The 24,836-nt window shown below is 63.5% G+C and carries 26 protein-coding genes and 1 tRNA gene; 11 read left to right on the forward strand and 16 right to left on the reverse strand.

What is annotated here, in order from left to right:
- The first annotated feature begins 3 nt into the window (after positions 1–3).
- Entirely contained in the window at positions 4–669 is a 666-nt protein-coding gene (locus AC07ZH_RS03025) for a LysE family translocator (protein ID WP_495198503.1), read from the forward strand.
- A gap of 67 nt (positions 670–736) precedes the next feature.
- Here the strand turns inward: AC07ZH_RS03025 and AC07ZH_RS03030 are convergent, their stop codons facing one another.
- The 6 genes from AC07ZH_RS03030 to AC07ZH_RS03055 are packed head-to-tail and all read right to left on the reverse strand — an operon-like array spanning position 737 to position 7,557.
- Positions 737–2,140: an amidase gene (locus tag AC07ZH_RS03030; protein ID WP_495198504.1), complete on the reverse strand. Its 1,404-nt coding sequence runs from the start codon at positions 2,138–2,140 to the stop codon at positions 737–739.
- Positions 2,137–3,624 (reverse strand): ABC transporter substrate-binding protein, encoded by a 1,488-nt coding sequence (locus tag AC07ZH_RS03035; RefSeq protein WP_495198505.1) that lies wholly within the window; start codon positions 3,622–3,624, stop codon positions 2,137–2,139. The genes AC07ZH_RS03030 and AC07ZH_RS03035 overlap by 4 nt, the downstream gene beginning before the upstream one ends.
- On the reverse strand, positions 3,621–4,535 hold the full coding sequence (locus tag AC07ZH_RS03040) for an ATP-binding cassette domain-containing protein (protein ID WP_495198506.1): 915 nt from the start codon (positions 4,533–4,535) through the stop codon (positions 3,621–3,623). The genes AC07ZH_RS03035 and AC07ZH_RS03040 overlap by 4 nt, the downstream gene beginning before the upstream one ends.
- Positions 4,532–5,734 (reverse strand): ABC transporter ATP-binding protein, encoded by a 1,203-nt coding sequence (locus tag AC07ZH_RS03045; RefSeq protein WP_495198507.1) that lies wholly within the window; start codon positions 5,732–5,734, stop codon positions 4,532–4,534. Before AC07ZH_RS03045 ends, AC07ZH_RS03040 begins: the two co-directional genes overlap by 4 nt.
- A 9-nt stretch (positions 5,735–5,743) precedes the next feature.
- The gene (locus AC07ZH_RS03050; protein WP_495198508.1) at positions 5,744–6,598 is read right to left on the reverse strand and encodes an ABC transporter permease; all 855 of its coding nucleotides are present in this window, start codon (positions 6,596–6,598) and stop codon (positions 5,744–5,746) included.
- Positions 6,595–7,557 (reverse strand): ABC transporter permease, encoded by a 963-nt coding sequence (locus AC07ZH_RS03055; RefSeq protein ID WP_495198509.1) that lies wholly within the window; start codon positions 7,555–7,557, stop codon positions 6,595–6,597. The genes AC07ZH_RS03050 and AC07ZH_RS03055 overlap by 4 nt, the downstream gene beginning before the upstream one ends.
- Before the next feature lie 142 nt (positions 7,558–7,699).
- On the opposite strand from AC07ZH_RS03055, the gene AC07ZH_RS03060 reads away from it, so the two are divergent.
- Complete coding sequence (locus tag AC07ZH_RS03060; RefSeq protein WP_495198510.1) at positions 7,700–7,960, forward strand: YfhL family 4Fe-4S dicluster ferredoxin; 261 nt, start codon at positions 7,700–7,702, stop codon at positions 7,958–7,960.
- 335 nt (positions 7,961–8,295) lie between these two features.
- Here the strand turns inward: AC07ZH_RS03060 and pth are convergent, their stop codons facing one another.
- The 7 genes from pth to AC07ZH_RS03095 form a co-directional block, all read right to left on the reverse strand.
- Complete coding sequence (pth, locus tag AC07ZH_RS03065; RefSeq protein WP_495198511.1) at positions 8,296–8,907, reverse strand: aminoacyl-tRNA hydrolase; 612 nt, start codon at positions 8,905–8,907, stop codon at positions 8,296–8,298.
- Between the two features lie 123 nt (positions 8,908–9,030).
- Positions 9,031–9,669 (reverse strand): 50S ribosomal protein L25/general stress protein Ctc, encoded by a 639-nt coding sequence (locus AC07ZH_RS03070; protein WP_495198512.1) that lies wholly within the window; start codon positions 9,667–9,669, stop codon positions 9,031–9,033.
- A gap of 113 nt (positions 9,670–9,782) precedes the next feature.
- On the reverse strand, positions 9,783–10,757 hold the full coding sequence (locus AC07ZH_RS03075) for a ribose-phosphate pyrophosphokinase (RefSeq protein ID WP_119109072.1): 975 nt from the start codon (positions 10,755–10,757) through the stop codon (positions 9,783–9,785).
- A 48-nt stretch (positions 10,758–10,805) separates the two neighbouring features.
- Positions 10,806–10,882: transfer RNA gene (locus AC07ZH_RS03080), tRNA-Gln, on the reverse strand.
- A 39-nt stretch (positions 10,883–10,921) separates the two neighbouring features.
- On the reverse strand, positions 10,922–11,773 hold the full coding sequence (gene ispE, locus AC07ZH_RS03085) for a 4-(cytidine 5'-diphospho)-2-C-methyl-D-erythritol kinase (protein WP_495198513.1): 852 nt from the start codon (positions 11,771–11,773) through the stop codon (positions 10,922–10,924).
- Positions 11,774–11,780: 7 nt separating this feature from the next.
- Positions 11,781–12,155 carry a lipoprotein insertase outer membrane protein LolB gene (locus AC07ZH_RS03090; RefSeq protein ID WP_495198514.1) on the reverse strand — a complete coding sequence of 125 codons (375 nt, stop codon included), beginning with the start codon at positions 12,153–12,155 and terminating at the stop codon, positions 11,781–11,783.
- A gap of 140 nt (positions 12,156–12,295) precedes the next feature.
- Positions 12,296–14,059, reverse strand: a complete 1,764-nt coding sequence (locus AC07ZH_RS03095; protein WP_495198515.1) for a heme biosynthesis protein HemY — start codon at positions 14,057–14,059, stop codon at positions 12,296–12,298.
- 47 nt (positions 14,060–14,106) lie between these two features.
- Here AC07ZH_RS03095 and mutM point away from each other — a divergent pair, with 47 nt between their 5' ends.
- From mutM to mutY, 3 genes are all read left to right on the forward strand, one after another.
- Positions 14,107–14,922 (forward strand): bifunctional DNA-formamidopyrimidine glycosylase/DNA-(apurinic or apyrimidinic site) lyase, encoded by an 816-nt coding sequence (gene mutM / locus AC07ZH_RS03100; protein WP_495198516.1) that lies wholly within the window; start codon positions 14,107–14,109, stop codon positions 14,920–14,922.
- Between the two features lie 102 nt (positions 14,923–15,024).
- Positions 15,025–17,001 (forward strand): dynamin family protein, encoded by a 1,977-nt coding sequence (locus AC07ZH_RS03105; RefSeq protein WP_495198517.1) that lies wholly within the window; start codon positions 15,025–15,027, stop codon positions 16,999–17,001.
- On the forward strand, positions 16,998–18,041 hold the full coding sequence (gene mutY / locus AC07ZH_RS03110; RefSeq protein ID WP_495198518.1) for an A/G-specific adenine glycosylase: 1,044 nt from the start codon (positions 16,998–17,000) through the stop codon (positions 18,039–18,041). Before AC07ZH_RS03105 ends, mutY begins: the two co-directional genes overlap by 4 nt.
- Before the next feature lie 16 nt (positions 18,042–18,057).
- On the opposite strand, the gene rapZ is transcribed toward mutY, so the two are convergent.
- Genes rapZ through AC07ZH_RS03125 form a run of 3 tightly spaced genes read right to left on the reverse strand, consistent with a single transcriptional unit; the run spans position 18,058 to position 21,498 of the window.
- A complete protein-coding gene (rapZ, locus tag AC07ZH_RS03115; RefSeq protein ID WP_495198519.1) occupies positions 18,058–18,927 on the reverse strand; it encodes an RNase adapter RapZ in 870 nt (289 codons plus the stop codon).
- A 4-nt stretch (positions 18,928–18,931) separates the two neighbouring features.
- Positions 18,932–20,599: a DNA repair protein RecN gene (recN, locus tag AC07ZH_RS03120; RefSeq protein ID WP_495198520.1), complete on the reverse strand. Its 1,668-nt coding sequence runs from the start codon at positions 20,597–20,599 to the stop codon at positions 18,932–18,934.
- A gap of 2 nt (positions 20,600–20,601) precedes the next feature.
- Positions 20,602–21,498 carry an NAD kinase gene (locus AC07ZH_RS03125; RefSeq protein WP_119109064.1) on the reverse strand — a complete coding sequence of 299 codons (897 nt, stop codon included), beginning with the start codon at positions 21,496–21,498 and terminating at the stop codon, positions 20,602–20,604.
- Positions 21,499–21,893: 395 nt separating this feature from the next.
- Here AC07ZH_RS03125 and AC07ZH_RS03130 point away from each other — a divergent pair, with 395 nt between their 5' ends.
- The 6 genes from AC07ZH_RS03130 to AC07ZH_RS03155 all read left to right on the forward strand — a co-directional run bounded on the left by AC07ZH_RS03130 (position 21,894) and on the right by AC07ZH_RS03155 (position 24,715).
- Positions 21,894–22,196, forward strand: coding sequence for a hypothetical protein (locus tag AC07ZH_RS03130; RefSeq protein WP_495198521.1), 303 nt, complete (start codon positions 21,894–21,896; stop codon positions 22,194–22,196).
- A 382-nt stretch (positions 22,197–22,578) separates the two neighbouring features.
- Positions 22,579–23,709, forward strand: coding sequence for a replication initiation factor domain-containing protein (locus tag AC07ZH_RS03135; protein WP_495198522.1), 1,131 nt, complete (start codon positions 22,579–22,581; stop codon positions 23,707–23,709).
- Positions 23,710–23,735: 26 nt separating this feature from the next.
- Entirely contained in the window at positions 23,736–24,050 is a 315-nt protein-coding gene (locus AC07ZH_RS03140) for a hypothetical protein (protein ID WP_495198523.1), read from the forward strand.
- The gene (locus tag AC07ZH_RS03145; protein WP_495198524.1) at positions 24,050–24,289 is read left to right on the forward strand and encodes a hypothetical protein; all 240 of its coding nucleotides are present in this window, start codon (positions 24,050–24,052) and stop codon (positions 24,287–24,289) included. The genes AC07ZH_RS03140 and AC07ZH_RS03145 overlap by 1 nt, the downstream gene beginning before the upstream one ends.
- A complete protein-coding gene (locus AC07ZH_RS03150; protein WP_495198525.1) occupies positions 24,282–24,485 on the forward strand; it encodes a hypothetical protein in 204 nt (67 codons plus the stop codon). Before AC07ZH_RS03145 ends, AC07ZH_RS03150 begins: the two co-directional genes overlap by 8 nt.
- Before the next feature lie 2 nt (positions 24,486–24,487).
- The gene (locus tag AC07ZH_RS03155) at positions 24,488–24,715 is read left to right on the forward strand and encodes a major capsid protein (RefSeq protein ID WP_495198526.1); all 228 of its coding nucleotides are present in this window, start codon (positions 24,488–24,490) and stop codon (positions 24,713–24,715) included.
- Positions 24,716–24,836 lie beyond the last annotated feature (121 nt).

Below are 24,836 nucleotides of genomic sequence, written 5' to 3' on the forward strand. Positions count from 1 at the left end.
GCCATGCCCACCCTCGACACTCTGCTTGCCTTTTTTGGCGTCTCCCTGCTGCTGGGCATCACGCCCGGCCCCGACAACCTGTTTGTGTTGGTGCAATCGGCCCAGCGCGGCTGGCGCGCCGGCATGGCGGTGGTCGTGGGGCTGTGCGCGGGGCTGGTGGTGCACACGGCGGCCGTGGCGCTGGGGCTGGCAGCGCTGTTTGCCGCTTCGGCCACGGCGTTCACGGTGCTCAAGTACCTGGGTGCGGCGTATCTGGCATGGCTGGCCTGGCAGTCGCTGCGCCCGCGCGCACAGGCATCGCAGGACGGGGTGGACCCCGACAGGACACCCAGCCCCTCCGAGCGGCCTGCCGCCAGCGCCTGGCGCATGGTCGGGCGTGGCATGGTGATGAACCTGACCAACCCCAAGGTGGTGATCTTTTTCCTTGCCTTCCTGCCCCAGTTTGCCAACCCGGCGCTGGGCAGCGTGGCGCCGCAGATCATGCTGCTGGGCATCGTCTTCATGCTGGCCACGCTGCTGGTGTTTGGCGCCATTGCCGTGTTCTCGGGCACTTTTGGCACGCTGTTGCTGCGCTCCGAGCGCGCGCAGCGCTGGCTCAACCGGGCGGCGGGCCTGGTGTTTCTGGGCTTGGCCGTGCGCCTGGCGACGATTAGCCGCGCTGCGACCTGATGCTATTGGGTTGATAGCTACTAGCGCTTATGAGATAAGCGCTAGAGGCTGTTTTGATCAATATTTTCTACCCTGGTGGCTCGGGCCAGGGGCGCTGCGGCCCGCGCAACTGCTCGAAGGCGCGCGCCACCCGCAGCACGCCCAGGTCGTCAAAGCGGGCGCCGGCAATCTGCAAGCCAATGGGCAAGCCCTCGTCGCTGTAGCCGCAGTTGATGGAGGCTGCCGGCTGCTCCGACATGTTGAACGGCACGGTGAACGCAATGTGCTCCAGCGCGCGCAGCGGGTCGTCGGTCGGGCTGGCCAGCTCGGCGGCAAAGGCGGTGATCGGCGCGACGGGCGAGAGCACATAGTCGAATGCGCTGCAGGCCGCCACGGTGGCCACGCGTGTCGCGTGGAACTGATGGGCAGCGTGGAACACCTCGGTGCCCGAGAGGCCCGCAGCGCTGTCGGCCCAGGCCTGAATGAAGGGCAGCACGCGCGCCTTGCGCTCGGGCGGCAGCGCGGCCATGTCGAGGTGCGAGCGCATGCGCCAGAACTGGTCCATGCCGGCGAGCATCTCGGGCGCGAGGAACGGCTGCATGGGCGTGACGGTGGCACCGGCGCTCTCGAACAGCCGGGCCGCCTGCGCGATGGCTGCGTGCACCTGCGGGTCCACGGGCAGGCCGCAGCCGGCGTCCAGCAACAAACCGATGCGCAGGCCGCGCAAATGCTCGGGGCTGCGCTCGAAGTCGTGCCAGGCAATGTCCTGCGGCGGGAGTTGCATGCTGTCGCGCGCGTCGGGCCGTGAGAGCACCGCCATCATCAGCGCCGCGTCTTCCACGCTGCGCGTCATGGGGCCGGCGGCGCGGCCGGTGTAGGGCGGGTCGATGGGAATGCGCCCCAGGCTGGGTTTGAGCGAGAAGATGCCGCACCACGAAGCCGGCAGGCGCAGCGAACCGCCAATGTCGGTGCCGACATGCAAGGGCCCGTAGCCGGCGGCCGCAGCGGCGCCCGCACCCGCGCTGGAGCCGCCCGGGCCTTTGCGGAGGTCCCAGGGGTTGCGGGCGAGCGCGTGAAAGCTCGACAGGCCGGAGGAGAGCATGCCGTAGTCGGGCATGGTGGTCTTGGACACCAGCACCGCGCCGGCTTCGCGCAGGCGCGCGGCGGGCGGCGCGTCGGCCAGTGCCGGGAACAGCGGCGCGGCGGCGGTGCCCAGCGGCGTCGGATCGCCCTGCGTGGCAAGGTTGTCCTTGAGCGTCATGGGCACGCCGTCCAGCGGCGAGAGCGGGGCGCCGCGCTGCCAGCGCGCTTCGCTCGCGCGTGCCTGGGCCAACGCCAGCTCGGGCCGCAACAGCCAGGTGGCGTGCAGGTGCGGCTCCCAGCGGTCGATGCGGGCGAGCACCGCCTTGGCTACGTCGACTGGCGAAAACGCGGCAGAGGCGTAGCCCTGCTGCAAGGTGCGCGCACCGAGATTGTGCAGAGCGTCGGTCATGCCCAGGAAAGCCCGGAAAGGTCGTTGACGAAAATCGGCATGTCCTTCCACAAGCCGCGCACGCGCTGGTTGGCCACCGTGACCCACTGCGGCTGGTACAAAAAGGCATGCACGCAGTCGGTGGCGATCAGGCGCTGCGCCTCGCCCAGCAGGCGGGCGCGCTCGGCGGGGCGGGCGGTGTGCTGGATTTTGTCGAACAGCGCGTTGAATGCGTCCGAGTGGTACTGCCAGTAGTAGTCCGGCTTGGCGAAGTTGCCCAGGTCAAAGGGCTCGACGTGCGAAATGAGCGTCAGGTCGTAGTTCTTGTTGCCGTAGGTGCCGGAGAGCCACTGCGCCCATTCCACGTTCTGCAGTTTGGCGACGATGCCCACTTGCGCCAGCTGTGCGGCGATGATTTCGCCGCCCTGGCGCGCGTAGGGCGGCGGCGGCAGCGTCATGGTGAGTTCAAGGGGTGTGCGGATGCCGGCTTCTTCCAGCAGGCTTTTCGCCTTGGCGGGGTCGTAGGGGTTGATGCCGGTGGTGTCCACGTAGCCAAACGCTCCCGGCACGTAGTGGCTGCCAATCGGCACGCCATAGCCCTCGGCCGCGCCCTGGATCACGGCCTTGCGGTCGATGGCGGCGGCGATGGCGCGGCGCACGCGCACATCGGTGAGGGGCTTGCGCCCGTTGTTCATGGCCAGGATGGTCTTGGCGCGCGAGCCGCTCACCACCACCTGGTAGCGCGGCTGGCCCTTGAACTGCGCCACGCTGCGCGGCGTGACGCGGGCAAACACGTCCACGTCGCCAGCCAGCAGGGCGGCCACCTGCGCGGCCGGGTCGGAGATGAAGCGGAAGGTGGCGCGGGCAATCTGCACCTTCTTGGCATCGCGGTGCCCGGGCCAGCGCTCGAGTGTCACCGAGGCGCCGCGCCGCCACTGCACGAGCTGGTACGGCCCCGTGCCGACCGGCTGGGTGGCGTTGCTGGCGGCGCTTTTGGGCTCGACCATGATGGCCGTGGCCTGGCCCAGCACGAAGAGGAAATCGGGGTCGATGTCTTCGTTGATCAGCACCACGGTGTGCTTATCAACCACATGCGTGCGCACCTTGGCAAAGCTGCGCTTGTCCTTGTTGGTGCTTTTGTCGCCGCCGGCGCGGTCGAGCGAAAACTTCACGCTCTCGGCGGTGAAGGGCTCGCCGTTGTGGAACTTGACGCCCTTGCGCAGCCTGAAGGTGGTGGTCTTGAGGTCGGGCGAGACCTCCCAGCTCTCGGCCAGCAGGGGGGAGACGCTGCCGTCGGCGTTGATCTTGGTGAGCGACTCGAAAACGTTGTAGTGCACCACTTCGCCAATCGACGAGGCGGCGTTGGCCGTCGGGTCCAGCCCCGGGGGTTCGAGCGTGAGGGCGAGCACCATGCGCGCGCCACCGTCCTTGGCCCAGGCGGACAGCGGGCTGGCGAGCGGTGCAGCGGCCAGCGTGGCGGCCAGGGCGGTGCGGCGGTTCATCATGGGGCGATCTCCGAGGGCGGAAAAAAGGGCTTTTGTACACCAGTTGGCGCCAGCGGCATCGCTGCCACCAGAGCGCGGGTGTACGGGTGTGTGGGCGATTGAAAGAGCTGCGCGGGCGGCCCCTGCTCGACGATGCGGCCCTGGTGCAGCACAGCCACCTCGTCGCACAGGTGGTTCACCACGGCCAGGTCGTGGCTGATGAGCAAATAGGTCACGCCGAAGTCGCGCGCCAGCTGCTGCATCAGGTTGAGCACCTGGGCCTGCACCGAGACATCCAGCGCGCTGACGGGCTCGTCGGCCACGATGACGCGCGGCCGCGTGATCAGCGCGCGTGCAATGGCGATGCGCTGGCGCTGGCCGCCGGAAAATTCGTGCGGGTACTGGTCCAGCGCCTCGGCGCGCAGGCCCACTTGCTCCAGCACCTCGGCGGCGCGGCGGCGCTGTTCGGTGCGGGTCGTGTCGCCTTGCGCAGCCAGGGGTTCGGCGACGGTGCGGGCAATGCGCTGGCGTGGGTCCAGTGCGCCGAAGGGGTCCTGGAACACCATCTGGATATGGCGGCGTGCGCGGCGCAGTTCGCCCGCGCCCATCTGTTGGGGGTTCTGGCCGGCCCACAGCACGCGGCCGCTGCTGGGCATGTCGAGCGCCATCACCAGCCGCGCCAGCGTGGACTTGCCCGAGCCCGAGGCGCCGACGATGCCCAGGCTCTGCCCCGCATGCAGCGTGAGGTTGATATCTTGCAGCGCCGTGACCTGTGGACGCGGCCCCCACAGCTGCGTACGCGGCAGGGCGTAGTGGTGCGCCAGGTTGCGTACCTGGAGCAGCGGCACGCCGCCATTTTCGTGCTCAAAATGGCCTCTAGCGCTTACTGCATAAGCGCTAGAAGCTATTGTTTCAGGAGTAATCACGTTCATGGTGCATGGCCCGCGATGGCTTCTGGCCGGATGCAGCGCACGCGGTGGCCATGGCCTACATCCACCGCCGGCGGCGGCGCGGCGTGGCAGGCTTCGATGGTGAAGGCGCAGCGCCCGGCAAAGGGGCAGCCCGGCGGCAGCGCCTGCAGGGATGGCACGCTGCCGGCAATGGTGGGCAGGGGCGGGCGCAGCGCAGCGCGGGTGCTCGCGTTGCTGCCTAGGAGCCTGTCGGACTTGGAAATCGTCGGCTGCAAATCTGCCGCAGCGGTCCATTTTTGGCTTCGCCGCTCTTCGAGAACACCGTCTTTTTGCCCCATAGCCTGGCTATGGGGCTGCAAATCCGGCAAAAACTGCCCTCGCTGGGGCTGATTTTGGTGAAACCTCCGGTTTTCGCTTTCGACGCTCCAAGTCCGACAGACTCCTAGCACCGGGCGGGCCGCGAGCAGGCCGCGCGTGTACGGGTGGGCCATGCGGGCGAAGACCTCTTGCGTCGGGCCGGCCTCGACGACGGTGCCGCCGTACATCACCAGCATGTTGGCCGTGTGCCGTGCTACCACGGCCAGGTCGTGCGAAATCAGCAGCAGCGCCATGCCGCGCTCGGCCACCAGTTCAGCCAGCAGGGCGAGAATTTGCGCCTGCACTTCGGTGTCCAGCGCGGTGGTGGGTTCGTCGGCCACCAGCAGATCCGGCCCGCAGGCGAGCGCCATGGCAATGCAGATGCGCTGGCGCTGGCCGCCGGAAAACTCGTGCGGGTAGCCGTCCATGCGGCGTGCGGCGTCGGCAATGCCGACGCGCTCCAACAAGATTTTCGCCTCCTTGCGCGCCTGGCTGCGCGCAAGGCCTTGGTGGATGCGCAGCGGCTCGGCCACCTGGTCGCCCACGCGGTGCAGCGGGTTGAGCGCGGCCATGGGCTCCTGGAACACCATGGCGATGCGGTTGCCGCGCAGGGCGCACAGGGCGCTCTCGCCAAGCCCCACCAGTTCCTGCCCGCCCAGGCGCATGCTGCCGCTCACACTGGCGCCCTCGGGCAGCAGGCCCATCAGCGCCAGCGCGGTCAGCGATTTGCCGCAGCCCGATTCGCCAATCAGGCCCAGGGTGCCGCCGGCAGGCAGCGAGAAGTCGATGCCGCGCACGGCGTCCACCATGCCGTACGGCGTGGCGAGTGCGATGCGCAGGTTCAAGACGGTGAGGAGCGACATCGAGTTTTCTCAGCGGGAACGGGCCAGGCGCGGATCAAGTAAGTCGCGCAGGCCGTCGCCCAGCAGGTTCAAGCCCAGTACCGCACAGGCAATGGCCGCACCGGGCCACACGGCCAGCAGCGGCGCCTGGTACATCAATGTTTGCGCATCGGCCAGCATGCGGCCCCAGGAGGGCTGCGGCGGCTGCGTGCCCAGGCCCAGGTAAGACAGCGCCGCCTCGGCCAGAATCGCCAGCGCAAACTGCACCGTGGCCTGCACGATGAGTGCGGAGGCGATGTTGGGCAGCACATGCTCCAGTGTGATGCGGAATATCCCCTTGCCGCAGGCGCGCGCCGCCAGCACGTAGTCGCGCGACCACACACCGAGCGCCCCCGCGCGCGCCACGCGGGCAAACACCGGGATGTTGAAAATGCCAATGGCCGCGATGGCATTGACCAAGCCAGCGCCCCAGGCGGCGGTGAACAAGATGGCCGAAAGCACCGCCGGGAAGGCGAAGCTGAAATCGGCCAGGCGCATCACCAGTTCTTCCACCCAGCCACGCCTGGCAGCGGCCAGCAGGCCGAGCGCCGTGCCCACCACCAGCCCGATGCCCACGGCCACCACGCCGGCCAGCAGGCTGCTGCGCGCGCCCACCAGCAGCAGCGAGGCCACATCGCGGCCAAAGGCATCGGTGCCCAGCCAGTGCGCGCCGCCAGGCGGTGCCAGGCGCTGCGCCATGTCCATGGCGTAGGGCGACCAGGGCGTCCACCATAGCGATAAGAGCGCTGCACCCAGCACCAGAAGTGCCAGCAGGCTGCCCGCCAGAAAGCTCGGGTGGCGCAGCGCGCGCTGCCAGGGGCGGCGGGGAAGGGCGCGGCCGCTCATGCGGCGCGGCGGGCGAGCCGCGGATCAATGAACGCGGCCAGCGCGTCCACCGCAAAATTGACGACAACCACCATGCCGGCCAGCAGCAGAACGCAGTTGCGCACCACGATCACGTCGCGGTTGGCGATCGACTGGAACACCAGCCGCCCCAGGCCCGGCAGAGCAAACACGTTCTCGACCACGATGGTGCCCGCCAGCAGCCCGGCAAATTGCAGGCCCATCACGGTGAGCACGGGCACCAGGGCGTTCCTCAGCACATGGCGCCACAGCGCGGCGCGGCGGGAGAGTCCCTTGGCGCGCGCGGTGCGCACGAAATCCTCGCTCAGCACTTCGAGCAGGGCCGAGCGCGTGATGCGCGCCAGGATCGCTCCCTGCACCACGGCCAGCGCCACAGCGGGCAGCAGCAGGGCCTGCAGCGCCGGCCAGAAGCCGCCGCCCTCCTGGGCGTGCCAGCCCGGGAAGCCTCCCGCCGGCAGCCATTGCAGGCGCACCGCAAACAGCAAAATCAAAAGAATAGCCAGCCAGAAATTGGGCACTGCAATGCCGAGCTGCACCAGCGCCATCACGCCGGTGTCGCCCGCGCGGTTGTGGTGCGCGGCGGCAAACATGCCCGCGGCAAGTGCCATGGCCACGGCCAGCGCCATCGCGATCAGCGCCAGCGGCACGGTGACCGCCAGCCGCTCGGCCACCAATTCGCCCACGGGGCTGCCGTAGGCATAGCTCTCGCCCATGTCGCCGTGCAGCAGGCCTTGCACCCATGTGCCATAGCGCTTCCAGGCGGGTTGGTCGAGCCCCAACTGGCGCGCCAGCTCGGCAACGGCCTCGGGTGCGGCGTCCGGCCCCATCATGGTTTGCGCGGCGTTGCCCGGCAGCACATCGAGCACGACGAACACCACGGCGGACGCGGCGGCGAGCGTGAGCAGCAAGGTGACAAAGCGACGCAGAAGGAACAGGCGCATGGGAAAGGTTGGGTGGGGGCAAAAACCTCCACGCCGGTCAGCTTAACGGCAAAGCCAGTACGTGCGGTAGTGCGTTGGCCTGCGCAGGATAATCAAGGTTTTGCGGGCAGCGCGATGCCCGGCATCACCCACGGAGTGCGCAATGGCCTTGAGGATCACCGACGAATGCATCAACTGTGACGTCTGCGAGCCCGAATGCCCGAACGAGGCGATCACCATGGGCGAGGAAATTTACGAGATCGATCCGCACAAGTGCACCGAGTGCGTGGGCCATTTCGACCAGCCGCAGTGCGTCGAAGTTTGCCCGGTGGCCTGCATTCCGGTGGACCCGCAGCATGTGGAGAGCCGGGAAACGCTGTGGCAAAAATTTCAGCGATTACAGGAGGCACAGACATCCCCCTGAGGCGCTGTGCGATTCGGGAAGGGGGACGCAGCCCGTGCGGCGGGGCGGCCCTTGCACGGCTGCCGCTGGTTGGGACCGCGCTCGTTGCAAGCAGCAAGCCCGAGAATTTCGGGGCTTTGCCCATGGGCCATGGCCCATCGACCACGGTGATGAAACGCACGCGGCGCAGGCATTGGGGTCGGATCACGATTTCGCAAAGCGAAACTCGTGCTCCGACCCCAATCCCGGAATACCAGGCGCGGCGTTGACCGGCACCGACCACCGCGCAGAATTTTTGGAGAAAATAGCATCTAGCGCTTATTCCGTAAGCGTTAGCAGCTATCAAAATCATAGTTTCAAGCGGGCTCGACCGGCCGGGGCGGTTTGGGCCTGGGCGGCTTGGTGGTGTGGATCTGCTGCGCCGCCTTGTCCATGTCGGCGGCGAGCAGCGCCGGCCAGGCCTTGAGCGAGTGGGCGATGCTGTCTTCGATCAGCGTGCGCTGCTCCTGTGGCGGGCGTTTGAGCACCCAGCCGGCCACCTCGGCACGATCACCCGGGTGCCCAATGCCGATGCGCAGCCGCCAGTAGTCGGGCGTGCCGAGCTGCGCGTGGATGTCGCGCAGCCCGTTGTGGCCCGCATGCCCGCCGCCGCGCTTGAGCTTGGCCTGGCCGGGCTGCAAGTCCAGTTCGTCGTGCACGACCAGCACCTCGTTCGGCGCAATCTTGAAAAAACGCGCCAGTGCCGCAACCGCCTTGCCCGAGAGGTTCATGAAGGTCTGTGGCTCCAGCAGCCATACCGGCTGGCCATCGACTGTGGCACGCGCGGCCAGACCCCAGTAGCTGCGTTCGGGCACCAGTTGCACCTTGAGTTCGCGCGCGAGCGCGTCTACCCACCAGAAGCCCGCGTTGTGCCGCGTGGCCTCGTATTCCGGGCCTGGGTTGCCCAGGCCCACCACCAGTTTGATCATGGCAAGGATTATCCGCAGCGAGAGGTGTGCTGGCGGTGTGTGCCAGCACAATGACAAACGGCCCACGCGGGGTGGGCCGTTGCGGGCCAGCCGCATGCTGCGACTGGCAAGGCGAAGAAGCGATTACTTCTTCTTGCCCTTGCCCTTGGCAGGAGCCGCATCGGCAGCCGCTGCGTCGGCGGCAGGCGCTTCCTCGATGACCAGAGGCGGAATGGCCGTCACCACGACTGGGTTGTTGGCAGAACCCTTGGTCACGGCGCTCACGCCCTTGGGCAGCTTGATGTCCTTCAAGTGCAGCGACGAGCCTTTCTTCAGCTCGCTCAGGTCCACGGTGATGAACTCGGGCAGTTCGGAGGGCATGCAGGCCACGTCCAGCTCGGTCACCACGTGGTTGACCGTGCAGTGGTCTACCTTCACGGCAGGCGATTCTTCCGCATTGGTGAAGTGCAGTGGCACCTTCATGTGCAAACGGGTCTTGGCGTCCACGCGCTGGAAGTCCACGTGCAGCACGAGCTGTTTGTAGGGGTGGTACTGCACGTCGCGCAGCAGGACCTTGCTCGTGGCGCCGGCAATTTCCATTTCGAGCACGCTCGAATGAAAGGCTTCCTTCTTGAGGGCGTGCCACAAAGCGTTGTGGTCCAGCTCAATGGCTTGGGGTTCAGCAGCACCGCCGTAGACGATGCCGGGCGTGCGGCCCGAATTGCGCAGACGGCGGCTCGCACCCGTACCTTGCTTGGCGCGCTCAAAAGCGACGAAGTTCATAGTTCTCTCCGAAATGAAGTGCACCGCGACCAGTGTCACTTCCGGTTGGTTGGTGGGCCGCCTGATAGGCGGCCCGGCTTCTTGTCACGAATCAGAAAAGGTTTTGTAGAAATCTAAAAAAGATTTTCCTGATCCGAGAACAAACTCATGACCGAGTCGCCGCGGGCAATGCGCTGGATCGTCTCGGCGAACAGCGGAGCCACGGAAACCTGGCGAATCTTGGGGCAGGCGCGTGCCGCCTCGCTCAAGGGAATGGTGTTGGTGACGACGACTTCGTCGAGTGCGGCGCCTTGCGTGATGCGCTCGATGGCCGGACCTGAAAAAATCGGGTGCGTGCAATAGGCGTAGACCTTCTTGGCGCCGCGCTCCTTGAGCACTTCGGCCGCTTTGACCAAGGTGCCCGCGGTGTCGATCATGTCGTCCATGACGACGCAGTTGCGGCCTTCGATTTCGCCGATGACGTGCATCACCTCGGACACGTTGGCCTTGGGACGGCGCTTGTCGATGATGGCCAGATCGCAATTGAGCTGCTTGGCCAGTGCCCGGGCGCGCACCACGCCGCCGACGTCGGGCGAGACGACGATGAGGTCGTGGTAGTCCTTCTGGCGCAGATCGCCCAACAGCACGGGCGAGGCGTAAATGTTGTCGACCGGGATGTCGAAGAAACCCTGAATCTGGTCGGCATGCAAATCCATGGTCAGCACGCGGGCTACACCGACGGCTTGCAGCATGTTGGCCACGACCTTGGCGCTGATCGGCACGCGGGTCGAGCGCGGCCTGCGGTCTTGCCGGGCGTAGCCGAAATAGGGAATGACGGCGCTGATGCGCTCGGCCGACGCGCGCTTGAGCGCATCGACCATGATGAGCAGTTCCATCAGGCTGTCGTTGGTCGGCGCGCAGGTGGACTGCACGACGAACACATCCCGTGCGCGCACGTTCTGCTTGATTTCCACGGTCACTTCGCCGTCGGAGAAGCGTCCTACATGGGCGGCGCCGAGGCCGATGCCGAGATGCTGTGCGATTTCAGCGGCAAGCTGCGGATTGGCGTTGCCGGTGAAGACCATGAAATCGGGGTGGTTGGCCTGCATGAGCGTCCCAGCTTTTAGAAAATATTGTCCGTATTCGGGACAAGCATTTGGCAGGGGAGAAAGGATTCGAACCTTTGCATGCTGGAATCAAAATCCAGTGCCTTAACCAGCTTGGCGACTCCCCTACACAGGTGCACAACCATAGGTGGCTGTGTACCCAAAACTCATTCCGTTGCCCAACCTGCCAGAGGGTGAACCAACAGATTATCGCAAACCTTCACCTGCCATACACCGGGTGGTGCGGGTAGATGAGCAGCATGCGATGCGGCTGCAAACACCGCACTTCCAGAGCCTGTCATTCTGCCATGTAATCCCTGAGCCATCAGCCAATCAAGGGCTTGAGTAAGCTCGGGGCACAGCATCTCGGCGATGCCCTGCAAGTCGTTTCGGCCAAAGCCAAATGGGTCTGCAGCAAAGCCTGAGATTCTAGCATTGCCAGAATAATCTTTTGCCGTTATTTGAGAAAAAATTCTTGATGTGGGTAGTCCGGCTTCGGGTTTTACGACCACAAAGCGCTGCGGCGGGAGGGCCAGGGGGCCTTCAAGAGGGGTTAGCTGCTCGCCAATCCCTTCGACCCAGGCGTTGGATCCGCAGAGAAAAAAAGGGACGTCGGCACCCAGTGGGGCCGCCAGGGTCATCAGCTCCCGGCGACTGAGACCCAGGTTCCAGAGACGGTTGAGCGCCAGCAGGGTGGTTGCCGCATCCGAAGAGCCGCCGCCCATACCCGCCTGTGCAGGGATGCGTTTGAGCACGCCAATGTGCACGCCAAGGGGGCAATGGCAGGCCTGTTGCAGGGCCCGCGCCGCGCGCACGCTCAGATCGTCTTCAGGCAGTTCGCCCGCCAGGTCTTCGCGCGTGATGCGGCCGCCCGGCTGCAGCTCGAAGTGCAAGGTGTCGCACCAGTCGATCAGCATGAACGCCGATTGCAGCAGGTGGTAGCCGTCCGGGCGCTTGCCCGTGATGTGCAGAAAGAGATTGAGCTTGGCAGGAGCGGGAACGTCGTACAGGCGTTGCATACCGGGCTCAGTGGTCGAGCGCAATGCGCAAAGTGGCGCGGGGCAGGGGCTGGGCGCGCACCGCAGTGAGGCGACCGTCATTGATCTGGCTCAGGTCGGCCTGCCAGTCGGCGGCTGTGGCTGCATCGCCACGCAGCCAGGCGAACAAGGCTTGGACAGGAATCGCGCTGCCCAGGGTGTCGCGGAGCAGTGCATCGAGGGAATCGGCCGTTTGCACGCCGTGGGATGATCGGAGTTCGGCATGTCCCGGTGCCCAGCGCAACGCTGCCAGCACCGTGCCAAGCGGGGTGCTGAGGGTCAAATTGCCGTGCTCAGGCCCGCCTTCGAGAACAAATAGGCCGGAAAACGATTGCCCCGCATCTCCTTCCACGGTCAGGGCCATGCGGCCGCTCCATAGGTCGGGTGCGTGAGGGCTCACGGCGCTGTGCGGGGGCTGGGCACATGCTGCCAGCAGCAGTGCGATCAGCAAAGTGCCGACCCAGCGTGGCCACGGCAGGGGCCGCGTTGAAGCCGCTTGTGGCGTCAAAGTGCAACGCCCAGTCGCTTGAGCGTCTCGAGCAGCGTGGCATTTTTGGCGTCGCTGCGCAGGCCTTCGCGCCAGATGGCCTGCGCGCGCTCATGATCGCCTGCAGCCCAAAGCACTTCACCAAAATGGGCCGCTATTTCTGGGTCTTTGCGGGCGGCAAAAGCACTTTCGAGAAGTTCCAGTGCGCGCTGTTTGTTGCCTGAGCGAAACTCCACCCAGGCCAGGCTGTCGGTGATGAAAGGATCCCCCGGGGCCAGGCGCAGAGCGGTTTCCACCAGCTTGCGCGCCTCGGCCAGATGAATGCCGCGTTCGGCAAAAGAGTAGCCCAGCGCGTTGTACGCATGGTGAAAGTCGGGTCTGGCGGCAATGAGCTTGCGCAGCAGGCGTTCCATGGTGGCGTGGTCCCCCGCCTTTTCCGCCAACATGGCCTGGTCATAAAGCAGATCGGGGTCACTAGGCGCTTGCTTGACCAATTCACCCTGCAGGGCATAGGCGTCGGCATATTGCCCGTTGTCGCGCAGCAACTGCACTTCGGCCACCAGCTTGCGCCGTTTTTCTTCGGGGGAGTTGTCGGGCAAGCTTTGGATCAGCGCGCGAGCATACGAGAGCTTGCCGCGCCGCGCCAACAGCGAGGCACGGCGAACCTGAACGTCAAAGCGCGAGTCGGCGTCGCTGATTTTCGCCAACCACGCCTCTGCCTCGTCCAATTGGCCCCGTTTTTCGGCGATTTCGGATTGCAGCAGATAGGTTTGCGATTTTGCGGCATCTTTCTCTGGTGAATCTGCCATGCTGCTCGCCGCTTGTGCAAAGCGGGCCAGCGAGGCTTCTGCTCCGTCGGTCTCTCCGTTCTGCACTTGCAGGGCCGCAAGTGCCAGCCAGGGCTGGGAGAGTTCGGGATGCTCCTTGGTCACCGTTTCAATCTGGGCTTGGGCAAGCGAATAGCGCTGCAGTTCGAGCAGCACCCGTGCGTAGGTCATGTGAAGCTGCGCCGAGCGGCTGCTGGAGAACGCTCTTTGCACCAGTGCGTCGGCACCCACTACTTTGGCTTCCAGCAAATCCAGTGCAAATGAGGCCAGCTCGTCTGAATCAGGGGCAAGTGCGGCGGCTTGTTCTGCCGCCGCTAGTGCCCCGGCGGCGTCGCCCGCAACCAGCAATGTGCGGCCGCTGGAGACCAGGGCCGCAGGACCGAGAGCAGGATCGGCGAAATAAGGCTTCAGTGCTTCGGATACGACCGTTGCCGCCAGCGCCTTGTCGCTCGCCCGCCGGTACAAGAGTGGCAGCGAAAGCACCAATCCTTGTCGCGCCGAGGGCTCAGCGGTGCTCAGGAACTGTGCCAGCGGCGCAGCCGTCTCTGCCGTACGGTTCAATGCCAGCAAGATCTGCAACAGATAGCGCTGTGCCGTATGCGATGTCGGCCAGGCGTCTACCCAGGCGTGCGCTGCCGCAAGCGCAGCCTCTCCGGAGCGCGATTGCAGTGCGATGTCCGTGGCGCGCTGAAACAGTTTTTCATCCTGATTGCGGCGTGCAGCTTCGAGCAGCAGCGAGTAGCCTGCACCCGGGTCCCCTGAACGGGCGGAGAGCTCGCCAGTGAAGATTTCATAAAACAGTTCGGCGTCGAGTTCTGCGCCGTTCTCTTGTGCCGTGGGAGCGCTGGCGGTAGGCAGAGAAGTAGCCGGTGGTGTGTTCTGCGCCTGAACGGCGCACGCCGCCAGGGAGCAGGCCAGCAGCGGGGCCGCCAGAAGACGTAAGGAGGAAGGCATCAAGCCATAATAATCCATGCGAAACCCTTGTCTGTACACGCGTTCCTATGCCCGAGTTGCCTGAGGTCGAAGTCACCCGGCGCAGCTTTGCGGACCGCATTGCAGGCGCCCGGATTGTGGACGCAACGCTTGGAAAGCCGCTGCGCTGGCCTCTGGGCTGCAGCCTCGAATCCTTGGTGGGGCGACGTGTTACCTGTGTGGACCGACGCGGCAAATACCTTCTCCTGCGCCTGGATCAAGGGCTCCTGCTCGTGCACCTGGGCATGTCGGGCAGTCTGTCGTTCGCGCCGAATCTGCCGCCCGGTGGGCCGCACGACCATTTTGATTTGCAGACCGATCGCGGGCATCTGCGTTTGCATGACCCACGCCGCTTTGGTGCAGTAGTCTGGGCGCCGGACGATGATGCTCCCGTGCTGCGCAAATTGCTGGGCCACCTCGGTGTAGAGCCGCTTTTAGAGGTTTTTTCTCTGGCGGACTTCAGTGCCGGACTGAAGTCCAGCCGGGCGCCCATCAAGCAAGTACTGTTGTCGGGAAAGCTGGTTGTCGGAGTTGGGAACATTTATGCCTCAGAGGCACTTTTCCTAGCCGGCATTCGGCCCACCACGCAGGCCAGACGTATTGGACCGCTGCGCGCCAAGCGCTTGCATGCGGCTATCCGCTCGGTTTTGGCCGAGGCCGTTGCGGCGGGCGGAAGCACCTTGCGGGATTTCCAGTCGGCCGATGGCAGCGTGGGTCACTTCCAGCTCAGCGCCCATGTGTATGGTCGGGCAGGCGCGCCCTGTCATACTTGCGCCGCGCCCATCAAAATGGTACGGCAGGGGCAGCGCAGCAGTTTTTATTGCCCCGTTTGCCAAAGGTCGTGATGCGAGGATGCAACGTCTGCAGCAGACGAATGCGTGCCATGGCAACGATGCACTATATTTTGACGACGCGTCTTGCGTTGCACTGACAACCCGAAAGCCACCGTGGGACCTTCTTTCAACGAGCAATTCGAGCAACACGACGTATGGCGGCGCGATTTTTCGCGTCGGCTGCGCCAGTTGGCCGACTGGTTGTCGTCTCACGATCTGATGGACGAGTCGGTGCGCGAGAGGATGCAGCGGCTCGAAGCGCAGGTTCGCACCGACAAAGTCATGGTGGCTTTTGTCGCGGAATTCTCACGCGGTAAATCTGAGCTCATCAATGCGATTTTCTTTGCCGGCTATGGGCGGCGCATCATGCCGGCAAGTGCTGGGCGCACCACCATGTGTCCGACCGAATTGGGATATGACGCGGCCCTGGCGCCCACCCTGCGGCTGTTGCCGATAGAGACACGCCTGTCGCCCAGAGGGCTGGCCGATTGGCGCGCCTTGCCTGACAGCTGGCGGGAGATCGCCCTGGATGCCAATGATGGCGCGCAAATTGCTGCCGCCATCGCAAAGGTGGCGGAAGTGCGTGCTGTCAGCGTAGACGAAGCGCGCTCCCTCGGGTTCTGGCACGATGAATTGCCACAGGAAAACCCACCGCAAACGGCAGAGGGCCTGGTGGAAGTTCCGAGGTGGCGCCATGCCATCGTTAATCTGCCCCATCCCTTGCTGCAGCACGGCTTGGTGATTCTTGATACGCCAGGCCTGAATGCAATCGGCGCCGAGCCGGAATTGACCGTCAACCTGATTCCGCAAGCCCACGCGGTAGTCTTTATTCTTGCGGCGGACACCGGAGTCACCCGATCCGATCTCGCCATCTGGCGCGAGCATCTTGCAGGCACTTCCGACAGCGCGGAAGCACGTCTGGTGGTTCTCAACAAGATTGACACCCTGTGGGACACACTGAGTTCGGCCGAACAAGTGCGGGCGCAACTCCAGCGTCAGCGCCTAAGCTCGGCGGAAACTCTTGGAGTTGCTCCCGAGCAGGTGCTGCTGGTTTCGGCACAGAAAGGATTGGTAGCAAAAATCTCCTGCGACGACGTAATGCTGGAGTCGAGTGGCTTGCCCGAACTCGAAGATGCGCTGGCCCAGGGCATCATGGGTCAGCGGCAGAGCATTTTGCGCTCTGCTATTGGCGTTGCCCTGGCGGGGGTACGCAGTGAGACAGCGCGCGTGCTCAATATCCGCCGCCGCGATCTGGATGACCAAATGATCGAATTGGGCAGTCTGCGGGGAAAGAATGCGGCCGTCATTGCGGCGATGCGCCAGCGCATCGAGCATGAGCGTGACGAATTTGGGCAATGTGCCGCCAAAATACAGGCGGTTCGCGCCGTGCACCTCAAGTTGTTGCGAGACATCTTTGATCGCTTGAGCGCCAAGGCTCTGAAAGGGCTGCTTGCAGATCTGGTGCACGCGCTGCGGCAAAAGGGCCTCAAGCTAGGTGTCAAGAAACACTATGCGGATACCTTCGATCGCTTGCGTGGTGTGCTTGACGAGGCACAGGCCAACGCCACGGAAGTCCAGGCCATGCTGGCGGGCACTTTTCGGCAATTGAACGCGGAGTTCGGGTTTTCTCTGCAGGTTCCGCAACCAATTCAGTTGGATCAGTTTGTGCTCGATCTGGTTCGCATTGAACGCAGTCATGTGCAATACCTCAATGTGGGCAATGTCTTGAAGCTGGTGCAGTCGGAATTTGCCGAGCGGCTTGCCCGTGCGCTCTCGACGAGGTTGCGTGCCATCTACGAGTCTGCAGCCAACGACCTGGAGCTGTGGAGCAATGCGGCGATGGCGCAGCTGGATGCTCAGTTGCGCGAGCGCAAGCGAAGTTTCAGCAGACGGATCGATGCGGTGGATCGCATACAGGCTGCCGCTTCTGGCTTGGAAGAACGCATTGCGGAAATTGAAGAGGGCCAACAGGCTCTGGACAGTCTGAGTGAGCAGTTGGAATCCCTTACGCTGTCCCTGCGGTCGTTCTCCGAGCCTTTGAGTGACGACTCATCGGCTTCAACGCCGTTGCCGCTTCCAGTGCAGGCATGACGCTTGGCCAGGGGTTTGCGCAGGCTGTCGTGAGTTGGCAGCAACAGCATGGGCGTCGTGCGCTACCTTGGCAAAACACGCGCGACCCGTACCGCGTATGGCTCTCGGAAATCATGCTGCAACAAACGCAGGTGGTTACGGTGCTTGGCTACTACAGCCGGTTTCTGGAGCATTTTCCCGATGTGGGCACCTTGGCTGCTGCGCCTGAGGATGCGGTGCTTGCGCTGTGGAGCGGGTTGGGCTACTACAGCCGGGCGCGCAACCTCCACAAGGCCGCGCAGAGGGTAGTTTTGAAGCACGGCGGGAAATTTCCGGACACTGCGGCACAGTTGGCGCAGCTGCCGGGCGTAGGGCGTTCCACTGCGGCCGCCATTGCAGCTTTCTGCTTCGATGAACGGGTGCCAATTCTGGATGCCAACGTCCGACGCGTCCTCACCCGTTTTCTTGCGTTCGAGCACGATCTCGCTCGCCCTGCCAATGAACGGGCCCTTTGGGCGCTGGCCGCCGAGATGGTTCCCCAGGCTGCCAGTGATATGCCGGCTTACACGCAAGGCATGATGGATTTGGGAGCCTCGGTCTGCACGTCACGTCGGCCGTCTTGCGGTACCTGTCCCTTGGCGATGGCGTGTGCTGCCCGGCGCAGCGGCGACGTACAGCAGTTTCCTGTGCGCTCACGCAAGGTGCTGCGCAAGCAGGAAAGCTGGTGGCTTTTGGTTTTGCGCGATGCGAGCGGGCGCATCTGGTTGCAGCGGCGGCCTGCGCCTGGCATATGGGCTGGGCTTTACTGCACGCCTGTGTTTGCTGACGAGATGGCCTTGCGCGCGCATGCCGCACGCTGGGGCGCCGCCGAAATCGAAAATATGGTGCCATTTCGGCATGCACTTACGCACCGCGAACTGGTGCTGCACCCGGTGCGGTTAGGCTTGTTCGAAGGCCGGTGTACCGCGCAAGAGGCAGAAGGTGCCTGGTTCACACCCGAAGAATGGCCGGTGTTAGGCCTGCCCGCCCCTGTACGCATTTTGTTGGAAAACGGTGCATGAGGTACTGCACGGAGCTTTATGCGTTCTGCGTATCGAGTTCCCGGTGGCGCGTCACAGTGGGCCAGCGGCTGGCAAAGCGCTTCGACAGATGTTCGACCAGGTACACGGAGCGGTGTTGCCCGCCTGTGCAGCCAATGGCAACGGTCACGTAGCTGCGATGGTTTTGCGCAAGGGCATCCAGCCATTCGGACAGAAACCGCGCAATGTCGGTTTCCATGCGCGCGACCTCGGTATGCGCGGCCAGAAAATCAATGACGGGCCCATCTCGACCCGTCAGGTCGCGCAGGGCGGCTTCGTAATGTGGGTTGGGAAGCATGCGCACGTCGAATACGTAGTCCGCATCCAGGGGAATGCCGCGTTTGAAAGCAAACGACTGGAAGACCAGGGACAGCGGATTGGGCGGCTTCGCCATCAGGCTCTTGATGTAGCTTTGCAGCTGCGATGCGCGGATCGTGCTGGTATCGACCACCTGCGCGCTTTCGCGCAAATCGGCCAGCAGCTCGCGCTCAAGTTCAATGACCTGCATCAGTCCGCGCGGCCCCTGGGGAGACATGCTGTCCGTCAATGGATGGCGCCTGCGTGTTTCTGAAAAACGGCGCACCAGCGTATCGGTATTGGCATCTAGAAAGACGGAGTGCACCGTGCAGCCCTGCGCGCGCAACTCACGCAGTTTCTCGGGCACCATCGGCAAGGAGGTGCGGCTGCGCACATCCATGGCAATGGCGAAACGATTGCCATGGTGGGCGTGTTCCAGCGCAACGAAACTCAAAAGCAGCTCGGGTGGCAGGTTGTCCACGCAGTAATAACCTGCATCCTCGTAGGCGCGCAGGGCCACCGATTTGCCCGAACCGGACATGCCCGTAATCAAGACGATTTCAATGGCCACTGACCTACTCCAGTGCGTTTTCCCGGGCGCCATCGCCCAGCATTTCCTGGGCATGTGCGATGCTCGCCCGTGAGACTTTTTCTCCTCCCATCATGCGTGCCACTTCCGCAACCCGCTGCGTCCCTTTGGCGGGCACGACGGTGCTGTTCGCTCCTTGCAGGGTCTGGTTTTTTGATACGACAAGGTGGTGGTCGGCACAGGCTGCGACCTGAGGCAGGTGGGTCACGGCCAGCACTTGGCGCTCGCGCCCCAGTTGCTGCATCAACCGCCCCAAGGTTTCTGCTACTGCGCCTCCAACCCCTGCGTCCACCTCGTCAAAAATGAGCGTCCCAGCGCTTCCTCTGGCGCTGGTGGTCACGGCGATAGCGAGCGCAATGCGTGAGAGTTCTCCGCCAGAAGCCACCTTGCCGAGCAATTTTGGCGTCTGCCCAGCATGGCCAGCAATGTGGAACTCGATATCGTCCAGGCCCGCTGAGCCAGGCTGCGCCGCCGCAGTGAGCTGCACGGCGAACTGCCCACCGACCATGCCCAGATCCTGCATCATCGAGGTGACGGCTTCTGCCAGGCGCGGTGCTGCCGCGCTGCGCTGGCGCGTCAGCGCTTTCGCTGCTGCTTGGTAGCGGCTGGCGGCGTCGTGCTCTGCAGCGGCCAGGGCCTGCAAATCGTGGCCTGCTTCCAATTGGGCCAGTGCGGTTTTCCAGCCCTTGTGCACTTGCGCCAGATCTCCTGGCGGCTGCTTGAAGCGGCGCGCCAGGCTGAGCCAGAGGGCAACGCGTTCATCCAAGGTCTGCATCTGCGCGGCATCGAGGGCATCGCGGCGCAGGTACGTATGCAGGCCGCGCAGGGCTTCCTCTGTCTGGGCGACGCTGTCCGCCAACAGGAGCACCGTTTCGCGGAATTGCGGTTCGAGGTGCTCTTGCGCAGTTAAAGCGGCGAGGGCCTGTGCCAATGCTGAGCATGCCCCACCATCTTCATGGTCCAGATGGTGGGCCGCAGCCAGTGCGGCTTCCATCAAGGACTGTGCATGTCCGAGTCGGGTGTGTTCCTCGTTCAGAGCGTCCCATTCGTTAAGTTGCGGGGCGAGCTTGTCGAGTTCCGCAATCTGCCATTGCAGCCGTTCGCGTTCTGCACCTGCAGACTCCTGGGCTTCGCGAGCCGCGGACAGTGCTTCAGCGGTAGCGCGCCAGGTGGTCCAGGCCTGTTGCACGCGCCCGGTGTCGGTATGGGCATAGGCGTCGAGCAACTCGCGCACCGCTCCGTGCCGTGTGAGCTGCTGCCAGGCGTGCTGGCCATGGATATCCAGCAAGGCTGAAGCCAGTTCGCGCAATTGCGCCGCTGTTGCCGGTGTGCCATTGATCCAGCCGCGGCTTTTACCGCTGCTGTCGACGGTGCGGCGCAGCAGTAGCTCGCCATCTGCCTCAAATCCCCCACGCTGGAGCCATGGCACCACCTCCTGCGGCAGGTCAAACTCCGCGCTCAGTTCCGCACGCGCCGCACCTTCGCGCACGATGCCAGCGTCGGCGCGTGCGCCCAGCACCAGCTGCAGTGCGTCGATGAGGATCGATTTGCCTGCGCCCGTCTCGCCCGTCAGGGCCGTGAAGCCAGGCTCAAAATCGATTTCCAAGGATTCGACGATGACGAAATCACGCAAGCTCATGTGCCGCAGCGACATGATCAGGAACCTCCTTCGTTCCAGCGCAGCTTGCGTCGCAAGGTATCGAAATAGTTCCAGCCGCGCGGGTGTAGAAAACGAACGCAATATTCAGAGCGGCGCACCAGAATGCGGTCGCCTTTGTGCAATGCGGCAAGCGACTGCATATCGAAGCTGGCACTAGCGTCGCGGCCATTGACGAGTTCGATGGCAATTTCAGCACTGTCCGAAAGAACGATCGGGCGGTTGGACAGCGTGTGTGGTGCAATCGGCACCAGCACCCAGCCGGGAATGGATGGATGCAGCATGGGGCCGCCGGCCGACAGTGCGTAGGCCGTGGAGCCCGTAGGCGAGGCCACGATCAAGCCGTCGGCGCGCTGGTTGGCGACGAAATGCCCGTCCACCTCGACACGCAGCTCCACCATGCCCGAAGTCGCCCCGCGGTTGACGACCACATCGTTCATCGCCAGCGCGTCGAAAACGCATTCGCCGTTGCGCAGCACCTGCCCGTGCATCAACTGCCGGCGGTCTTCCTCGAACTCCCCATGCAGCATGGGCGTCAGCGTTGTCTTGAGTTCTTCTAGAGGGATGTCGGTTACAAACCCCAGCCGCCCCTGGTTGATGCCGATGAGCGGCGTACTGAATCGCGCCAGCTTGCGGCCGATGCTCAGCATCGTGCCGTCGCCCCCCACAACCAGGCCGAGATCACATTGCTCGCCGATCTCCTGTGGTGTCAGCGCGGCGTGCCCCGAGAAGCCACCGTTGTCCGCGGTTTGCATTTCCATTGACACGCGGCACCCCTGTCCAACCAGAAAGGCAGCAATGTGCTCTAGCACTTCACGCGAACCCGGCGCTACCGTGCCAGTCTCGGCATGGTGGTACTTGCCTATTAACGCCACATGGTGAAACGAGGGGGTCATGATTGAAATTACATCACTAAGCTGATGTGATCTTTGCGATCTTGCCCAACATTCGTGTTTTGCATGCGCTGTCTCGTTCGGATTCAAGCGCTGCCAGGACTATCCAATTCTTCACGTCCTGGCCCAATTCTTCGGCCAGTGCTCCCGCAATAGCGGGGCTTATGTGGCCGCGCATTCTTGCGTTGTGGAGTGCGTTTCGATTTAGCTTCAGCTTCTCATGCCAGTAGGGTGCGGGCTGTGTCGCGAGGGCCGCATCTAGCAGATTCATCGTGTTTTGCATAGAGCCTCCGTTAGGTGTTGGAAAAGTGCAATCATTGTGATTGCACATTGCAATCAACACGGGTGCAGTGTAGTCTCCGCTTCGCAATCAATGTGATTGCGTCACAGGAGCCGGCATGCACCCCCATTCAAACCCCGTTTTCCCTCTCAATGATGGCAGCACCGGGAACGAAATTAGCAAAGGTCGGCCAGCGAAGCATGCCAGCGCAGCCGCTCGCAAGGCTGCATATCGCGCTGTAAAAGCGCGGGTTGATTACACCGACAAGCCGGAAATTGTCGAGAAGCTCCGCGAGACTGCGGCGCATCTTGATTGCAGCGTGAATGAGCTTCTTCAATCGATGGTGCGTTTTGCGGAAACCAATCGGAACTGGAAGCAAGTTGGCTTGTATGGCTCGCGTCGTGGTGGGGTGCTGCAATGAGCTTCGTTTCCCGCCAATACATCGATTGCACCCCCCAGGCGCACCAAAGCGCGGCGGACAGCTTGCCGGCTTCATCTGCCCGCGCGCCTGGGCGGTGCACCAATCGCGGCGCTTGGCTCCACATCGCCGCCTTCCTTGATCGTTTCCCCACGCGGCCACTTGAATTTCATGCTCGGGCAGTTGGCCTTCTCGCTGGCACCGCAGACGCCGCGCACGGGGAGCGGAGCGCGGGCGCGGCGGCGGCGGGGCTGTCGAGCATCCCCGATGGTAATCACGGGGATAACAGGATTTCGTCATGACCCGCGCCGCTCGCTCAACCCTTGTCCTGGATGGTTCGGAAGTCAAGGCCCGATTGTTGGCTGAACGCATGGCGTCCAAGTCGGTGGTGCATGTCGATTGGGTCCGCTTCACCTGCCTGCTGCGCAATGTGCCTGCGCCTTCTGTTGATGATCTGTTCCCCTCGGCGCCTCCTGGTGGCGGTCGTTGGGCGCCCAACATTTGGGATGACCGGGCTATTGAAGTTCGCCGCATCCTGGCGGGCCTTCCTGACGCCGATTTCAGCGCGTCAGCGCAAGCCAAAGACCTTGCATTTGCTGTCGCCCAGGCGCTCGGCGATGACTACACCGTTGCCCCTGAAATTCGCAAGGGCCATGACTTCTACCGTTTCCGCTGGAGTATTGAGCGCAACGGCGTCGAGTGCGGTTGGGTGGGCTACCTGTCGAGCGGCGAGAGTCCACGCCAGCAGGCGCAAAGCAGAACCATCCATTGCAATCTCTACGGTGCAGCCTGCACTTTCGCTGCAAGCGGTTGGAACACCCGTCTTGCCGATTTGATTGAAGAGTACGGCGGCGACATGACCCGCTGCGACCTCGCGCTTGATTTTTTCGATGGTGTTCCTGGCCTGCCCGACTACCTCTCGTCGCTGGTCGGCGACTACAAAGCCGGCCTGTGTGATTCGGGCGGAAAACGTCTCAAGTGCAACATGCTCGGCGACTGGGCTAATGGCCATGAGCGCTCGTTTTACCTTGGGAGCAAAGAAGCCGGAAAACAGACGAACGTCTACGAGAAAGGCGATCAGCTTTTCGGTGTCGAAGCTGCATCGGCATGGATTCGTGCAGAGCTTCGTTATGGCAACAAGCTGCGCGAGCTCTCGCCGGAAATGCTGCGCCGTCCTGCCGATTTTTTCGCGGGTGCGAGCGACTGGCATGCGTCCCTGATTCGCATGGCTGACGCCATCGTCACGCCTGAACCTGTCAAGACGGCGGGCCGTCTCGCTGCCGAAACCGTAGAGGCGGAAGTTACCCGCAATGTGCGTTGGTTCCGCGATGTCGCTGCACCCACTGCGGCGGCTGCAATCGAGTTCCTGGGTCTGGATGAACTGTGCGCCATGGTCAGCAATGTGAAGCTGCCCGGTCGCCTTCAGCGCTTCACATTGCCTGAGCTTCGGCGCGCTTTCCAGCCCGCTTTTGAACGTGTTTCCCTGGTCTGCGACGCTGGCCCCGTTGCTGCCTGACCTCAATCTTGGCCATAGGAAAAATCATGCGTATCCCCATGCAAGTTGTCGTTCACGGCATCAAAGAATCTGTCGGCACGTTCGAAGGCAAAGCCTTCTCAAGCACCACGTTTCACTGTGAGGTTGATCTGAAGGAAAACGGTGCAGGCCGCTCGCTCGGTCGTGTTACCCGCCCCTTCAAGATTGGTGACGCAAAGGAATTCGAAAAGTGGCTGGGCCTGTCGCAGTCCTTCCCGATTCAGGCCAATGCGGTCTTTGAAATGGAGGCCACGCGCGACGACGGCACCAAGCTGACCCTGGTTGAAATTACACCCGTTGCACGGGCCGCCAAGGCTGCGTAATGCGTCTCTTGGTCCAGTCCCAAGCAACGGGCCGCTTTTTGGCTCCCTCGCTCTCTGACGGTCAGCCCGAATGGGTTGCCAGTCTGCGCGAAGCGGGCGGCGGCGTCGTGTTCGATGTTGATGCAGCGCATCAGCTTGTTCTCGATTGCTGCGAACCCGAAGACCGTCCGGTGCTGGTGGACCTGGATCGGCTCGGCACCGCTGCCGATTACCCGCCTGGGGAAGATTCCCATGGCTGACTCGGTAATTGAATGCTCTACGGCCTGCACTGTCACGGTCGTACACGAATTAAGTCTCCCTCCGCTGCAATTGGAAACAGCGGACGGTGCATTAATCGCAAGCGCCATCCTTGCGATTTGGGCTATTGGTTGGGCATTTCGCATGCTCATTCGCACGCTCAATACTTCCGATGGAAATCAAAACCTGGAGAATTGAAAATGAAGATGAATCGTTTTGCTGGCCTGCGCACTGCTGTGCAAACCCTTGCCGTCGCTGCTGGCGGTCTGTTGATGGCTGCGAGCTCGCATGCTGCCGCCATCGATGTGACGTCTGTCGTGACGGATATCGAGGCGCAAGCTACTCCCATCGGCCTTGTCGGTTCGGCTGTGCTGGTGATTTACGGCGCCGTCAAGGCGTTCAAGTGGGTGCGCGGCGCCCTGTCCTAAGCCCTGACGGTTTGAGGTTCCCCACTCGGCCGGGTGGGGGCTTTGCCAAAGCGTCAATGTCTGGCGCTTCGTCAAGGGTAGGACCATGGGCCTTTTTGTCATCATCGCAATAGTGGGGGCG

It is taken from the genome of Simplicispira sp. GW247-4R2A (assembly GCF_059424465.1).

Excerpts from the sequence above, each read along its gene's own strand:
- AC07ZH_RS03025 (WP_495198503.1), top strand. The coding sequence starts at position 4 with ATGCCCACCCTCGACACTCTGCTTGCCTTTTTTGGCGTCTCCCTGCTG.
- AC07ZH_RS03030 (WP_495198504.1), bottom strand. The coding sequence starts at position 2,140 with ATGACCGACGCTCTGCACAATCTCGGTGCGCGCACCTTGCAGCAGGGC.
- AC07ZH_RS03035 (WP_495198505.1), bottom strand. The coding sequence starts at position 3,624 with ATGATGAACCGCCGCACCGCCCTGGCCGCCACGCTGGCCGCTGCACCG.
- AC07ZH_RS03040 (WP_495198506.1), bottom strand. The coding sequence starts at position 4,535 with ATGAACGTGATTACTCCTGAAACAATAGCTTCTAGCGCTTATGCAGTA.
- AC07ZH_RS03045 (WP_495198507.1), bottom strand. The coding sequence starts at position 5,734 with ATGTCGCTCCTCACCGTCTTGAACCTGCGCATCGCACTCGCCACGCCG.
- AC07ZH_RS03050 (WP_495198508.1), bottom strand. The coding sequence starts at position 6,598 with ATGAGCGGCCGCGCCCTTCCCCGCCGCCCCTGGCAGCGCGCGCTGCGC.
- AC07ZH_RS03055 (WP_495198509.1), bottom strand. The coding sequence starts at position 7,557 with ATGCGCCTGTTCCTTCTGCGTCGCTTTGTCACCTTGCTGCTCACGCTC.
- AC07ZH_RS03060 (WP_495198510.1), top strand. The coding sequence starts at position 7,700 with ATGGCCTTGAGGATCACCGACGAATGCATCAACTGTGACGTCTGCGAG.
- pth (WP_495198511.1), bottom strand. The coding sequence starts at position 8,907 with ATGATCAAACTGGTGGTGGGCCTGGGCAACCCAGGCCCGGAATACGAG.
- AC07ZH_RS03070 (WP_495198512.1), bottom strand. The coding sequence starts at position 9,669 with ATGAACTTCGTCGCTTTTGAGCGCGCCAAGCAAGGTACGGGTGCGAGC.
- AC07ZH_RS03075 (WP_119109072.1), bottom strand. The coding sequence starts at position 10,757 with ATGCAGGCCAACCACCCCGATTTCATGGTCTTCACCGGCAACGCCAAT.
- ispE (WP_495198513.1), bottom strand. The coding sequence starts at position 11,773 with ATGCAACGCCTGTACGACGTTCCCGCTCCTGCCAAGCTCAATCTCTTT.
- AC07ZH_RS03090 (WP_495198514.1), bottom strand. The coding sequence starts at position 12,155 with ATGGCCCTGACCGTGGAAGGAGATGCGGGGCAATCGTTTTCCGGCCTA.
- AC07ZH_RS03095 (WP_495198515.1), bottom strand. The coding sequence starts at position 14,059 with ATGCCTTCCTCCTTACGTCTTCTGGCGGCCCCGCTGCTGGCCTGCTCC.
- mutM (WP_495198516.1), top strand. The coding sequence starts at position 14,107 with ATGCCCGAGTTGCCTGAGGTCGAAGTCACCCGGCGCAGCTTTGCGGAC.
- mutY (WP_495198518.1), top strand. The coding sequence starts at position 16,998 with ATGACGCTTGGCCAGGGGTTTGCGCAGGCTGTCGTGAGTTGGCAGCAA.
- recN (WP_495198520.1), bottom strand. The coding sequence starts at position 20,599 with ATGTCGCTGCGGCACATGAGCTTGCGTGATTTCGTCATCGTCGAATCC.
- AC07ZH_RS03125 (WP_119109064.1), bottom strand. The coding sequence starts at position 21,498 with ATGACCCCCTCGTTTCACCATGTGGCGTTAATAGGCAAGTACCACCAT.
- AC07ZH_RS03130 (WP_495198521.1), top strand. The coding sequence starts at position 21,894 with ATGCACCCCCATTCAAACCCCGTTTTCCCTCTCAATGATGGCAGCACC.
- AC07ZH_RS03140 (WP_495198523.1), top strand. The coding sequence starts at position 23,736 with ATGCGTATCCCCATGCAAGTTGTCGTTCACGGCATCAAAGAATCTGTC.
- AC07ZH_RS03145 (WP_495198524.1), top strand. The coding sequence starts at position 24,050 with ATGCGTCTCTTGGTCCAGTCCCAAGCAACGGGCCGCTTTTTGGCTCCC.
- AC07ZH_RS03150 (WP_495198525.1), top strand. The coding sequence starts at position 24,282 with ATGGCTGACTCGGTAATTGAATGCTCTACGGCCTGCACTGTCACGGTC.
- AC07ZH_RS03155 (WP_495198526.1), top strand. The coding sequence starts at position 24,488 with ATGAAGATGAATCGTTTTGCTGGCCTGCGCACTGCTGTGCAAACCCTT.